Origin of the sequence: Streptomyces sp. NPDC046900 (assembly GCF_040644975.1) — a bacterium.
Lineage (GTDB): Bacteria > Actinomycetota > Actinomycetes > Streptomycetales > Streptomycetaceae > Streptomyces.
Genome location: NZ_JBEYXD010000020.1, coordinates 1 through 13,048 on the forward strand (window position 1 = coordinate 1; position 13,048 = coordinate 13,048).

Here is a 13,048-nt window from a genome sequence, read left to right on the forward strand (position 1 = left end):
GCGGCAGCCCGGCTGCCTGCTCCGGGGTGGTGATGGCCTGGTCGAGGTCCCGGTGCCGGTAGGCGTCCAGATGCCCGGCAAGGGTGCCGTGCAGACGGAACGTCTCCCACTTCCGGGCCGTGGTGTGCGAGCGGGCACGGCCGGGGATGCGGGTGTAGTCCCACCAGGTGCCGGTCCTCGGCCGCCCGAACCGGCGACCGGACTCATCGGGGAAAAGGTGCCGACTGACGCCTTCCCACACCTCGTCGGCCTGATGCATCACCAGAGCTTTGGTGACGTGCTGGCCCAGATGCCGGGAGCGTTCCATGTGTCGGTACCCGCGGCGTTCCATGCCCTCGCGGGACAGGCCCAGCTCGACACGCCACCCTTTCGCGTCGACATCGCGGCGCACGTCCCCGGCCCAGTACGCGTCGACCGCGGCCCGGGCATCGCGCTGTAGCGCGCGTTTGACCGACCACATCGCCGAGTACAGTTGCTCTACTCGCAACTGGCTGTCGAGCCGGCTCACCTCGAGCGGCAGCCGGATTACCGCGAGCTCGGTGCCCTCGCCACGCGTCCACCGCTTGCCTTTGTTCTTCCCACGGAACCGGCGGGCAGACACGTCACAGGCAGGTGCAGCGTCGAGCAGCCCTGCTCTCACGGCATCCCACCTCCTTTGTCTACGGCAACGGCGACGACCTGTCCGGAACTTGGCAGCTCCGGCAAGCAAGGCCAAAGCTACAGACGCCCACTGACAACGGCTGGGCGACGGACGTGCTTGGCGTTCTAAGGTGCCCTTATGCGCCTGACCCTGGCCCGCTGCACGAGCGTTGAACTCCACGCCTTCACCGGGCTCACCGGGCCACAGATGCAGCACCTCGTCGAGCAGCTGTGGGAGCGGAGACCAGACGCCGACCACGGCCGGAACTGGGCGCTTCCGTTCCCCGACCGGGTCCTGCTGCTCGTCCTCGCCTACCGGACCAACCTCACCATGCAGCAGTTGGCGTCACTGTTCGGGACAACCGACTCCACCGTGCACCGCGTGATTTCCCGTCTCGCACCGCTCCTCGGGGAACTCCTGGGGCCGCCCCCGGGTGACCGGCGGGAGCTGTGGGTCGTCGACGGCACCCTCATCCCCGTCCACGACCACACCCACACCCACACCCACACCGCGAAAAGCAAGAACTACCGGCACAGCGTCAACGTGCAGGTCGTCTGCCGGGCCCGGGACAGACGCATCGTCGCACTCGGTGACGCATGGCCAGGGAACCGCAACGACATCGTCGTCTTCCGGGAAACTCTCGGCCGGACCCTTCCAGCTCACCCGCGGCTCGCCGGCGACGGCGGCTACCGCGACTGCGCTCAAATCAGAACACCACGTCGCGGACCAGACGGCCGCATCATCAAAGATCGGACCTACAAACGGTTCCGGAAACGGCGAGCAGTAGCCGAACACACCATCGCACGCCTCAAAGACCATCAAATCCTGCGGCAATGCCGCCGCCGCGGCGACGCCATCAACCACGCCGTCGCCGGCGTCGCGGCGCTCCACAACCTCAAGATCGACATCAGCTAACTGAAGCCCCAGAGGTGGTGAGGCACGCACCGAACCGCATTACGGGATATCTCTTAGGGCGGGTTCGCAAGAGGGCCAGGCACTCGGTATCGACCGTGTGGTGAAGACGTGCAACGTGCGCCAGCGCGACCGTGCCCTGGCGACGGGCGATCCGGGGAAGGATGGCCACGGGGTCGGAGTGATTGAGGGCAAGGCCGATCACGGCCACTCCGACGTGCGGCTCGCCGCGTTCGAAGGCCGCGTCGATTTCCTCTGGCTGGTCCATCCCGAGCAGGCCTGTACCGTCCGCCCAGTTGTAGGCCCAGTCAGGGGAACGTGTGTCTGCACCCTCGTGTGTCACGCGCCGACCTTACGACTGGACGTGTACCGCTGCGAGATCAGTTCTTCCTGGGCGGGGGGCCGGGGCGGCTGGAGCCGGCCCGGCAGCGACGGGCGCGGGGGCCCCGACTGCTGTGGAGCCCAATGCGCCATCTCTGGCCAGGGGGAAAGCCGTCGTCGTCTGTCGTCGTTGGGTGCCCTCGGGCGGCCCAGAGACGGCGTGAGAGCGCTCGCCCAGGGAGGGCGCTCGTGCGTCCGAGGCCCGTACTGCTGTTTTCGTCGGTCGGTCTGGCCATGGCTTGTACCCGCAATGCGCGGGATCCTTTACGGCAGTTGCTGCTACCGTAAAGGTCCAACGCGCATTCGAGTGGGGCAAAAATGGGAACCTCCTTTGCCGTAAACAGCTTCAATAGGCAGCTTCTCTTTTGTACGGTGCGGATCGAAACGAGAGGGGTTCGCGGCAGGGGAAGCGGCACAGGTTTCATTTACACTGCCTCTCAAGAGGGTAATGCGTTTACGTTTGTGCTCGTTACGAACAAGCATGTGCTTGAGGGATTTGAGCGTTGCACGATCTTCTTTATTCAGGGAGACGGAGAGGAGCCTGATCTCGACACGCCCGCCATTGGTTACGATATCCCCTGTAATCCCGGCCCCTGGGTTGGTCATTCGGATAAAGATATCGACGTCGCAGTCATGCCTCTAGGCCCCGCCTTGGCTGAGCTCGCCAGCGACGACAGGAGGCCATTTTTTCGTACCATCCCGCCATCAGCGTGCCCTCCGAAGGAGGCGTTGGAGAATTTGGACGTGGCGGAACCAGTTACTTTTGTCGGTTATCCAAATAACCTGTACGACGCTGCCCATAACACGCCAATCCTGCGCCAAGGTACTACCGCTACGCCGATTCAGTTGAATTGGAACGGAACACTGCAATTTTTGATCGATGCGTCAGTCTTTCCCGGGAGTAGCGGCAGTCCTGTATTCACCACGCTTCGCACCTCGTATTTTTCGGGGAATTCCGTTCAGCTGGGCGCAAACACTCCTTACTTTCTCGGGATTGTTGCGGCTGTTTATCAGCGACAAGCGACCGGTGAAATCATCACGGCGGCGAATCGCCCTCAGGTTCTGTACAACGATCTGATCAACTTGGGTATCGTGTATAAATGGACTGCAATTGAAGAGGCTGTCGATCAGATGTGTGCAAAGTATGGCCTTACGAGAACTCGGCTTGATGAGGCACCGGAAAGCCCTGCCCAGATCGCCGAAGAGACCGCTGTCAGCGAGTAGTGATGTCGCTGGAGCCTTGGGTCGGCGGAGTCTTAATGACCGGGTCAACCCTTCGGAGTGCCAGTCCCTTCTTCCCATCCCCACTCGTGACGGCGGTCGGCGCAGGTGAGGTGTGTGGGCAGTGACTCTGAGGTGCTGTGGATGATTCGGAAGAGGTCGTCCTCGTCGGTGGCGGTGGGGATGATCACGGTGAGGACGCGGTCAGTTGCTGCTCCGCAGCGGGGACACGGTGTAGGTGGATGAGCGCGTGGCCGCATGCATCATCTCCTCAGTCAGGTGATCGCCAAGGTAGCCAACCCGGTATGCATCGCAGGTGATCGGGAGGGCCTTGGGCTTCGTGCCTGGTCAGGCCGCGGTGATCGTCGCTGTCCGTGTTGGCGGCGCGGCGGTGAAGGGGCGGTTGTCGCGTAGGAGGGCCCAGAGGACGTCGACGCGGCGGCGGGCGAGGGCGATGACGGCGGGGATGTGTTTGTGGCCCTGGGCTCGCTTTTTGAGGTAGTAGGTGCCGTTGGGGCCGTCGCGGATGATGCTGGTCTGTGCGGAGAGGTAGAACACTCTGCGCAGGCGGCGGCTGTAGCGCTGAGGCCGGTGGAGGTTGCCGGTGCGGCGTCCGGAGTCTTTGGCGACGGGGACCAGGCCGGCGGCAGAGGCGAGGGCTGGCTCGCCGGCTGCCGACGCCTGCACCGCCGCTATTGACGCAACGCCAACAACCTCAATGCGTTCACCCAGCATCGCCCGCACTCTCATCTGTCACCGCCGCCTCGCCAATTGAGATGACTTCAAAACAACAAGCGGAGGCGGTAGGCATCAGCATCCTCTGTGCCACAAGGGCAATTTTTCTGCCCTGGTGTCACATTGCCGGGACCCCATCGGTCCTAAGTTCGACCGGCCAGCGGTCCACCGACCAAGGAGCACACTGATGCAACCCGACACCATCGTCCTCGTCCACGGCTTTTGGGTGACGCCCCGGGCTTGGGAGAACTGGATCGCCCACTACGAGAACAAGGGCTTCCGTGTCATCGCGCCGCCGTATCCTGGATTCGAGGTGGAGGTCGAGGCCCTCAACGCCGACCCGGCCCCGATCGAGACTGTGACTGTTCCAGCGATCATCTCCAGCTTGGAAAAGCTGATCACGGGGCTGGACCGGCCACCCATAGTGATGGGTCACTCCGCCGGCGGCCTTTTCACGCAGATCCTCCTGGACCGCGGCCTCGGCACCGCCGGAGTGGTGATCAACTCCGCGCCCGCTGAGGGCGTGCCGGTCGTACCCCTGTCCCAGATCCGGTCCCTCTTCCCCGTCCTGAAGAACCCGGCCAACCGGCACCGCGCCATCGGACTGGACTTCGACCAATGGCGCTACGCCTTTGCGAACACGTTTCCCCAGGACCAGGTCCGCACCACGTATGAGCGCTACCACATCCCCGCACCAGGCAGCATGGTGTGGAGCGGCTCGCTGGCCAACCTTCACCCCGGCCACACCGACACGTACGTGAACTTCCACAACGCCGACCGGGCGCCCCTGCTGTTCCTCTCCGGCGAAGACGACCATGTCATGCCGCCCAAGGTCCAGATGTCCAACGCCAGGCACTACAAGGCGGAGGGCACCACCACCGAGGTCAAGGTGTTTCCCGGCCGCTCCCACCTGATGGCCGTCCAGGACGGCTGGCAGGAGATCGCCGACTACGCCCTGGACTGGGCGCTCGCCCACTCCTGATTCGGCATCCAAGGCCGCACCTTCTGACGCCTGGCACTGTGACCGCTCGCCCCACCTGATGGCAAGGGAGCGAGCTGCTGATCCGGTCCCGCAAGCGCCAAGCCGAATAACACTGGAAAGCCCTCCCCTCCTACGGTCGACGTACCGGACCGGAAGGGAGGGTTTCGCCATGCCCCCTGCACGGATTCATCCCCATCCAGAGTGATCAACGCATTCACCCCGCAGTAATCGACTTGGACCTATGAGAGCGTCCGCATCTGAATGTGCGGGCCCTTTTGCATACCTCCGCTGTCCCACCTGTCCGACTGGCCGGCTGCGCGGTCACAGACGGCTGCAACACCCACAGGTGCCTCAGCCCGTCGGCAAAGCCGCCGACTCGACAGGTAGGGGGTCGGAGGCGACTTCCGGTCTGTTCTGAACCACAAGGCGTTAAGCGCGGGATGCAGAGCGTCCCCTACTTGCGACGAGCCGCAGCTCGAGGTGGGCGAGAAGGTCACCCAGAGGCCGGGCGGATCAGTCTGCAACGTGGAGCTTCACCCGGCTGGCAGCCCGACCACGGCCTCACCTGACCTGACCTGACGGGAGCCGTTACCAGTCACGGCCGCAGCACTGTCACAGAACCGCCTGCTATCCGGTCATTCCATGAAAAAGGGGCACATCATTCGAGTCCCATACCGCCGGCTTTCCCAGACTTCCCTAGGACAGCACTTGATGACCACGACCAGCCTCGACGCAGTGACACTCGGTAAGCAGTTGAACGCGTCTGACATCTCCGACACGGCAATCGCGCTGCTCGACGAGCAGGGGACGGTCGTCGCATGGACGCACACCGCCGAACGGCTCGTCGGATACTCCGCCAGGGACGCTGTGGGCCGGTCCGCCGCACTCGTGCTGCCCTCCTTCAAGGAAGCGACGCCGACGTCAGCGTTCGTCGAGCAGTGTCATACCGAAAACGGCTGGTCAGGGGCGACAGCGGTGCGCCATCGGGATGGCCGTGTGCTCGACGTCAGCGTGCGCATCACGATGCTGCGCGGTCAGGACGGGACCGCGCGATGGCTCGCGTCCGTGACCGACACCGTCCCGCAGTCCGGGGACCCTATAGACCGATCGGTGCGGGGGCCGCTTCTCGCCCGCGCGGGGATCGGTGTGGGCATTCGTGACCGGCGGCTGCGGTCCACCTACGTAAACGACGTTGCTGAGAGCCACGACGGCATTCCTCGTGACCGACGCCTCGGACGTCGATTCACCGAGGCACTGCCCGGTGCCAATGCCGAAACCATTGAGGCGGTCATGCGGCAGGTCGCCCAAAACGGTGCGACCAAGATCCTCGAGTACCGGACGTGGCTGCCGACGAACCAGGGCCCTGAGCATCAGTTCGCGGTCTCGTTCCAGTGCCTCCAGGGTGCCGACGGCGAATCGCTGGGGGTGTGCGTCATCAGCGCCGACATCACCGCGAGTTGGCAGGCGCGTGAGCGCCTCGCCGTCCTCAGCCAGGCCGGTACGCGTCTTGGCAGCACCCTGGATGTGATGCAGGCCAGCCAGGAACTGGCCGACCTTGCCGTGCCTCTGCTCGCCGACTACGTCGCCGTGGACCTGGAGCAATCGATCTCGATCGGGGAGGGGCCCCCGGTCGGCATCAGTGCGACGACGGGCAATCGCCTCCCCACTTTCCGGCGGGCGGGTCTGGCCTCGATTCACCAAGGCGTGCCGGAATCCCCATGGATGCGCGGCGAGCCGGTCAACGTGCCTCCCGCCTCACCCTTCGCCTCCGTGCTGCGCGACGGGAAGTCCCGCCTGCAGCCGGTCCTCGACACCGCTCCGGGCACATGGGTCGACGAGGTACCGGAACTGGCGCACAGGGTCCGCGAATACGGCATGCACTCGATCATGGTCGTACCCATCCGTGCACGGCGCGCCCTGCTGGGCGTGGCACTGTTCGTCCGCACAACGGATCCCGAGCCCTTCCATGAGGCCGATCTGCTCCTGGCCGAAGAACTCGTCGGCCGCGCCGCGCGCGCGTTGGACAACGCCCGTCAGTACGCGCGCAAACACACCGCCGCCCTCACACTGCAACGCCATCTGCTCCCCCGCCAGTTGCGGGGCGGCACGGCGGTCGAGGTTGCGTCTCGGTACCTGCCCGCGGACGTGGACCACGGTGTCGGCGGCGACTGGTTCGACGTGATCCCGCTGTCCGGCGCGCGGGTGGCGCTCGTCGTCGGAGACGTGGTCGGACACGGCCTCCACGCCGCCGCGACCATGGGCAGGCTCCGCACAGCCGTCCACACCCTCGCCGACATGGACCTGCCCCCCGACGAACTGCTGGCCCAACTCGACGACACGGTCCAGCGGCTGGGCGAGGAAGACGCCGACACCCCGGACCAGGCCCATGTGGTGGCGGGCGCCACCTGCCTGTACGCCGTCTACGACCCCGCCACCCGCCGGTGCACCATGGCATCGGCCGGCCACCCCCCGCCCGCGATCACCGACCCGCAGGGGCGGGTCTCCTACCCGGACCTCCCCACCGGAGCCCCCCTGGGCGTCGGCCTGGGGGACCCCTTCGAATCCGTGGAACTGGAATTGGCCGAGGGAAGCGTCCTCGCCCTGTACACCGACGGCCTGATCGACACCCGCGACCACGACATCGAAAAGGGCATGCACCGGCTGGGCAACGCCCTCGCACAACCGGGCCGATCTCTGGAAGACCTCTGCGACATCGCAACGAAGACCGTCCCCGACCAGGCTCCGTGCGACGACGTCACACTCCTCCTTGTCCGGACCCGTTCTCTCAGCCCGAGCCGTGTGGTCACCTGGGAGCTGCCCGGTGACCGGTCCGCCGTCTGCCGCGCCCGCAACCTGGCCACACGTCAGCTGACGGAATGGGGCCTGGAAGGTCTCGAGGACGACACGAAACTGATCGTCAGCGAACTCGTCACCAACGCCATCGGCCACGGCACCGGACAGATCGAGCTGCGGCTCATCCGGCACCAGGTCCTGACCTGCGAAGTGTCCGACGCCGGCCCCTGCCCTCCGCGTCCGCGCCGCGCACGCGCCACGGACGAGAACGGGCGCGGCCTCTTCCTTGTCACCAACCTGTCCCGCAGGTGGGGGTCCCGCTCGATAACGGGAGGCAAGGTCGTCTGGGCCGAACAAGACCTCCCCCACGCCTCAGGCCCCCGATCGGCGGCTGCCTGAGGTCGAACTCACCGACCTCTCGAAGCGGGCTTCGCAGGGGCGTCCATTCTTCGACCAAGCCGAGGGAAGCGACCCCTCTGACGGGTAGATGTCACCGTTGACGGTCCATTGCCATCGGGTCAAAACGGGGGCGCTGTTCGATGGTAGATGAGCCCCTCCTGGTCCGGGCCGCAACCGGCGGACAGGGCAGAGCCGTGACCGACGCGTTGTCGCGTCGCGGTGCCAGGGCGCGGGGTCGGCGATGGCGTGGACGATCCTCGGAGAGTGCCCCGCACTCGCCCCAGGCAAGGGATGCAGCGGTCGGGTGGTCGCGATGCCCCGAGACCGCCACCACCCCTGCCCGCCGCTTCGGACCAGCCCTGGGCCGAGTGCTGGCTGGTCATACTGTGTGCATGAATTCGGGGATGCTTGAAGCGATCCTTTACTGCCTGCAGTTCAGCCGCGAGTTGGGCGATGAGGAAGTCGAGCGCATCAGTCGCATGATCCTGGAGCAGCCGTTCTACGACCTCACCACGGAAGAGCAGTACGCAGGGATCGAGGCGGCAGTCGCGGTGGACGCCTGGGAGAAGGACCTGTCGTGGCAGCCGCATGACGAACCCTCAGTCCGCAACTTCCTGCGGCTTCTACTGGAACGTCTGGACGCGCTGCGGCCATGGCAGGAGCCGCCGTTCCGCAGCCTTGGGCTCGGCCGCTGGCAGGAGTTCAAGCACGGGACGCCGCTGGCCCACGTGCAGCTCTACTCCCCAGCGCAGGACCAGATGCACGCGCGCCTGCGCACCGTGCCCGAGGACCAGCACCGACTGCGGGCACTGGTGCTGCGTCTGCGGTCCGGGGACGAAGTCGCCCTGGTGGCACCGCCGCTGCCGAACGGAGACGACGCGGTGCTGATGGCGGTGCCACCGCACCGGCCCGCACAGAAGGTGATCGAGGCGTTTCTCACCCATACGGGGTATCCGCCTGGACGGGTGTCCCCCGCGGGCCGGCGGTGGTGGGGACGGCGGAGCGGTGGAACGCTGCCTCCGGGGCTTCGGGGTTGAACGAGCGAGCCGGATCGTGGCGCCACTTGCCCTGGTATGCCGTCAGTTCGCCCAGGTGGGCTCGTAATGACCTTGCCGTTGTCAGGCGTGCAACCCCGGCTGGAATGACCAACGGTCTTCGGCCAGGAACGGCCCGTCGAGGACTGAACCTCCCGCCGGGAGGCGAAAGAGCTTTGGTCCCGCGCCGTTCACACCCTGGACATCGGCGACGACCTGCGCGGATGCCGTCCGGTGGGATCGTGTGCCCTGCGGCCGCCGGGCGCGCCCGAGACCGCGCGTGATCCCGGCCGGTCCAGCACCATGTCCGCACAAGCTTGAGCGACGGCGAGGAACCGATGAACCCGAGCGACGCTGACCGTTCTGAACTGGCCGTCGCCGAACACGACGCCGAACCTGTGGCGGGGGCCATTCCGCTGCTCGACGCCCCGCAGACCGCCGCGGCGGGGGTGGCTATGTGGATCTTCGTCGTCGGCCCGCCGATCAGCCTGATCGCCGTGGTGCCGTTCGTGTGGGGATGGGGCCTGTCCGCGCTGGACGTCGGCATGGCGGTGGTCGCCTACCTCGTGTCCGGCTTCGGCCTCACTGTCGGTTATCACCGCCTCTTCACGCACCGCTCGTTCAAGGCACGGCGGGGCCTGCGGATCGCCCTCGCCGTCGCGGGTTCGCTGGGGGTCGAGGGCTCGCCGGTCCAGTGGGTGGCAAACCACCGCCGTCACCACGCCTTCGCCGACCGAGAGGGCGACCCGCACTCGCCCTGGCGCTACGGGACCGACACCCGCGCGCTGCTCAAGGGCCTTCTGCACGCGCACATCGGATGGATGCTGAAGCGTGAGCTGAGCAACCGGGCCAGGTTCGCGCCCGACATCGCCGCCGATCCCGATATGCGGCTCATCGGCCGGCTCTTCGGGCCGCTGACCGCCGTCTCGCTCCTGCTCCCGGCGCTGGTCGGCGGGCTCGTCACCGGCACCTGGACCGGAGCTCTGACCGGGTTCTTCTGGGCCGGCGTGATCCGGATGGCGCTGCTGCACCACGTCACGTGGTCGGTGAACTCGGTCTGCCACGTCGCGGGCAAGCGCCCGTTCGCCAGTCGGGACAAGGCCACCAACTTCTGGCCGCTCGCACTGCTGTCCTTCGGGGAGAGCTGGCACAACTCACATCACGCCGACCCCACGGGCGCGCGCCACGGCGTGCTGCCGGGCCAGCTCGACCCCTCGGCACGCCTCATCTGGATATTCGAGAAGCTGGGCTGGGTCCACGACGTTCGCTGGCCGAGCCCCAGCCGTCTCAGCGCTCGACTGCTGCCCGAGCCGATCGGTTCGGCCGAGTCCGCGGCCTGATGTCCCGGGGCGCGCGTCGCCGCGGCGTCCCGCGCTCATGGGACACAGCAACCGGCGCGGGGCGTTCGCGCGCTGGTCTGCCCTCCCCGGCTCAGCCGAGCAGCTGAGCCGGGGTGTCGTTTCGGCGGCGAGCCGCGCTGTGTGCGGCTGCTGTGCGTGAGCGGTGTACCGGTCCTGCTGCCCGCGCGGTGCACGGGTCATCCGGCCGAGCACGTCCTCAGCGAGCCGTCGCCCCGTGCTGCCGGACAGCGCCGACCACGATCCCCGCGATCAGGAGGGCCACCCCCGCAGCCAGCCAGAACCAAGGGTTGTACTCGTCCACGCACGACTGACCGGTGGCTGTGGTGGTACACACGGTTCCTGGGCCTCCCCGATTGAGGAACGCCACGTACAAGAGCGGTGCTCCGAGCCCGGAGATCACACCCGGAAGTCCTGCCGAGGAGCCCCGCCGGGACGCCAGCAGGCCGGCCGCCACGATGGTGACGAGCAACAGGTAGAGGCCGATGGTGAGCAGGGTCAGAAGGCTGAGCGACCCCACTGCGCCGACGGCGAGCCAGCCGCAGAACCATGGCCAGACGCTGGTTCTCATTCGTTCTCCTCGGTCGACTGCTGTGGCTGAGGGTGCCCTTGCCGGAAACCACGTCCGCCGGGGTCACGCCACATATTCGTACTCGTGGTGGGTGTCGCCAAACGTTCACGGCCAGATATGTCGAGGCGGGCGATCTGCTCCAATTCGGTGATCTTCCCAGGCGAGGAGCGCAGCGGTCAGGCGATCCCGATGCCCGGATGAGGCCGTCGGGACGGATAGACCCACTCGAACTCCCGTAAAACGTCGTTGCATTGGGTGGGTCGGTCGTGGCAGGCGAGGAGCGCAGGAGCGTTCCTCGCAGGACGCCGGGATAGTGTGCACCCGTGGAGCGGATCTTGGTGGTGGGTGTCACCGGTGCGGGCAAATCCACGCTTGCCCAGACTTTGAGCAGTCGTCTGGGCGTGCCCTACCACGAGATGGACGCGCTGTACTTCAACGGCCCCAACTGGGCCACCAACAACAAGTTGGTCGAAGACGTAGCACGGCTCACCGCCGAGCCTCGCTGGGCCATTGACTCTCTCGGCTATCCGGAAGTCCGTGACCTGCTGTGGGACCGGGCCGACACCGTGATTTGGCTGGACTATCCCAAACGGGTCATCATGCCCCGCGTACTGCGCCGGTCCATCCGACGCACCGTCACACGCGAAGTCCTCTTCGGCGGCAACAGGGAGACCTGGACGGAGTGGCTGAGCCGGGAACACCCGGCCTGGTGGGCCTGGTCCCAACACGGCGCCCGCCGCCGCGAAGTCGAGCGCCTTGTCCGCGATCCTCGCTTCGCCCCTCTCGACACCCTCCGCTTCGTGCACCCCAGTGACATGGCGGCCTGGCTGGCGTCCCTCTGACCCGGCGGGCCAGGCAGCTGGGCCCCCGCTTCGTCGACGGGCCCGCATCCTGCCAGGGGGACGCTGGTCTCGGTCGTCACTCAGCGAGTCGGCCCTGCTCAAACGGTATGAGGTGCGCGTCAAATGGGCGAGCGTCTCGGCCGGGGCGATCTTCAAGGGACTGCCCCTTGATCGTGTGCGGCCGGCGTTGGTAGTGGCAGGGCAGCCTCTCGATGTGGTCAACGAGCCCGCCGACACCGCAGGTGGCGGAATGACGACATGCGGCAGAATCTCGCCAGAGCATCGGAGATTCCGATGGTGTATGCGGTGCGCAGGTATACGCCAGCGGTTCGACCGAACCGCGCACCGTCGCCCAAGGAGAGACCCACCTCGCGCATACCCATCTTCAGACGGCGTGCCGCAACCGCGGCCGCCCTCGCTGTGATGGCCCTTCAACTGCCCATGGCCGTCGCGGCACACGCCGCGGCGAAGACCCAGGCAGCGCAGTCCGACGTGGTACGGCAGTGCGCCGATCCCAAGCCGGGCACGTTCTCCTGCTTCGCGCTGCGGCGCACCGATGTCCCCGCCCGACACGGAGTCCAGCCGTTGGCCGCCACCCCCAGCGGCTACGGACCCGGCGACCTGCAGAGCGCGTACTCCATACCCGCGGGCGGCGGCGCCGGCCAGACCGTCGCCATCGTCGACGCGTACGACGACCCGAACGCCGAGGCCGACCTGGCCGTGTACCGGCAGCAGTTCGGGCTACCGGCGTGCACCACCGCCAACGGCTGCTTCTCCAAGGTCAGCCAGCGCGGCGGCACCGACTACCCCGCCCCGAACGCCGGTCGGGCCGGTGAGATCTCGCCCCGAGCAGCGTCTCCATGACGGTCAAGCCCCCTGCCACGTGGGGCAAGGTCGCCGGCGCGGTGACCGCCCCCGGCGGGGCGCCGATCGTCGCGGCGACCGTGCAGATCAACACCTCGGCGGCGCACTACACGCTCAAGACCGGCAAGGACGGCACCTACCAGCTGTGGCTGAACGTCCACAGCAACCCGCTCCAGGTGGTCGCTGCCAAGGACGGCTTCCAGCCGGCCGTCGCCACGGTGAGGATCTCGAAGGGAGCGACCACGACACAGAACTTCACGCTGCTCAAGGACTGACCGGCGCCCTGGACCGGATGCGGCCGGCGTGCCGCCTCCGG

At 66.9% G+C, this 13,048-nt stretch carries 10 protein-coding genes and 2 pseudogenes; 9 read left to right on the plus strand and 3 right to left on the minus strand.

From position 1 onward, the window contains the following. Positions 1–640, minus strand: a pseudogene (locus tag ABZ904_RS21030) (hypothetical protein); the annotation flags it as partial. 138 nt (positions 641–778) lie between these two features. Here ABZ904_RS21030 and ABZ904_RS21035 point away from each other — a divergent pair. Together ABZ904_RS21035 and ABZ904_RS21040 are read left to right on the plus strand one after the other, a co-directional pair. Beyond that, the gene (locus ABZ904_RS21035) at positions 779–1,555 is read left to right on the plus strand and encodes a transposase (RefSeq protein WP_361824986.1); all 777 of its coding nucleotides are present in this window, start codon (positions 779–781) and stop codon (positions 1,553–1,555) included. A 696-nt stretch (positions 1,556–2,251) separates the two neighbouring features. After that, on the plus strand, positions 2,252–3,157 hold the full coding sequence (locus tag ABZ904_RS21040; protein WP_360998510.1) for a serine protease: 906 nt from the start codon (positions 2,252–2,254) through the stop codon (positions 3,155–3,157). Positions 3,158–3,502: 345 nt separating this feature from the next. Here ABZ904_RS21040 and ABZ904_RS21045 read toward each other — a convergent pair. Continuing rightward, positions 3,503–3,811: pseudogene (locus ABZ904_RS21045) on the minus strand (transposase); the annotation flags it as partial. Between the two features lie 265 nt (positions 3,812–4,076). On the opposite strand from ABZ904_RS21045, the gene ABZ904_RS21050 reads away from it, so the two are divergent. The 4 genes from ABZ904_RS21050 to ABZ904_RS21065 all read left to right on the plus strand — a co-directional run bounded on the left by ABZ904_RS21050 (position 4,077) and on the right by ABZ904_RS21065 (position 10,437). After that, positions 4,077–4,871, plus strand: coding sequence for an alpha/beta hydrolase (locus ABZ904_RS21050; RefSeq protein WP_359393462.1), 795 nt, complete (start codon positions 4,077–4,079; stop codon positions 4,869–4,871). A gap of 711 nt (positions 4,872–5,582) precedes the next feature. Further along, positions 5,583–8,063 carry a SpoIIE family protein phosphatase gene (locus ABZ904_RS21055; RefSeq protein WP_361824989.1) on the plus strand — a complete coding sequence of 827 codons (2,481 nt, stop codon included), beginning with the start codon at positions 5,583–5,585 and terminating at the stop codon, positions 8,061–8,063. A gap of 392 nt (positions 8,064–8,455) precedes the next feature. Then, a complete protein-coding gene (locus tag ABZ904_RS21060) occupies positions 8,456–9,100 on the plus strand; it encodes a hypothetical protein (RefSeq protein ID WP_359393464.1) in 645 nt (214 codons plus the stop codon). 335 nt (positions 9,101–9,435) lie between these two features. Further along, positions 9,436–10,437, plus strand: a complete 1,002-nt coding sequence (locus ABZ904_RS21065; RefSeq protein ID WP_361824991.1) for a fatty acid desaturase — start codon at positions 9,436–9,438, stop codon at positions 10,435–10,437. 217 nt (positions 10,438–10,654) lie between these two features. Here the strand turns inward: ABZ904_RS21065 and ABZ904_RS21070 are convergent, their stop codons facing one another. Then, positions 10,655–11,026: a hypothetical protein gene (locus ABZ904_RS21070; RefSeq protein ID WP_360998505.1), complete on the minus strand. Its 372-nt coding sequence runs from the start codon at positions 11,024–11,026 to the stop codon at positions 10,655–10,657. Between the two features lie 323 nt (positions 11,027–11,349). Here ABZ904_RS21070 and ABZ904_RS21075 point away from each other — a divergent pair, with 323 nt between their 5' ends. The 3 genes from ABZ904_RS21075 to ABZ904_RS21085 all read left to right on the plus strand — a co-directional run bounded on the left by ABZ904_RS21075 (position 11,350) and on the right by ABZ904_RS21085 (position 13,007). Further along, positions 11,350–11,868, plus strand: coding sequence for an adenylate kinase (locus ABZ904_RS21075; RefSeq protein ID WP_359393471.1), 519 nt, complete (start codon positions 11,350–11,352; stop codon positions 11,866–11,868). Between the two features lie 423 nt (positions 11,869–12,291). Next, positions 12,292–12,732 carry a hypothetical protein gene (locus ABZ904_RS21080; protein WP_361824994.1) on the plus strand — a complete coding sequence of 147 codons (441 nt, stop codon included), beginning with the start codon at positions 12,292–12,294 and terminating at the stop codon, positions 12,730–12,732. Beyond that, positions 12,729–13,007: a carboxypeptidase-like regulatory domain-containing protein gene (locus ABZ904_RS21085; protein ID WP_359393475.1), complete on the plus strand. Its 279-nt coding sequence runs from the start codon at positions 12,729–12,731 to the stop codon at positions 13,005–13,007. The genes ABZ904_RS21080 and ABZ904_RS21085 overlap by 4 nt, the downstream gene beginning before the upstream one ends. Positions 13,008–13,048: the final 41 nt, after the last annotated feature.

Bases quoted from the DNA above. Each gene is read 5' to 3' on its own strand.
- ABZ904_RS21050 (WP_359393462.1), top strand. From the start codon at position 4,077: ATGCAACCCGACACCATCGTCCTCGTCCACGGCTTTTGGGTGACGCCC.
- ABZ904_RS21070 (WP_360998505.1), bottom strand. From the start codon at position 11,026: ATGAGAACCAGCGTCTGGCCATGGTTCTGCGGCTGGCTCGCCGTCGGC.
- ABZ904_RS21080 (WP_361824994.1), top strand. From the start codon at position 12,292: ATGGCCCTTCAACTGCCCATGGCCGTCGCGGCACACGCCGCGGCGAAG.
- ABZ904_RS21040 (WP_360998510.1), top strand. From the start codon at position 2,252: ATGGGAACCTCCTTTGCCGTAAACAGCTTCAATAGGCAGCTTCTCTTT.
- ABZ904_RS21085 (WP_359393475.1), top strand. From the start codon at position 12,729: ATGACGGTCAAGCCCCCTGCCACGTGGGGCAAGGTCGCCGGCGCGGTG.
- ABZ904_RS21035 (WP_361824986.1), top strand. From the start codon at position 779: ATGCGCCTGACCCTGGCCCGCTGCACGAGCGTTGAACTCCACGCCTTC.
- ABZ904_RS21060 (WP_359393464.1), top strand. From the start codon at position 8,456: ATGAATTCGGGGATGCTTGAAGCGATCCTTTACTGCCTGCAGTTCAGC.
- ABZ904_RS21065 (WP_361824991.1), top strand. From the start codon at position 9,436: ATGAACCCGAGCGACGCTGACCGTTCTGAACTGGCCGTCGCCGAACAC.
- ABZ904_RS21055 (WP_361824989.1), top strand. From the start codon at position 5,583: ATGACCACGACCAGCCTCGACGCAGTGACACTCGGTAAGCAGTTGAAC.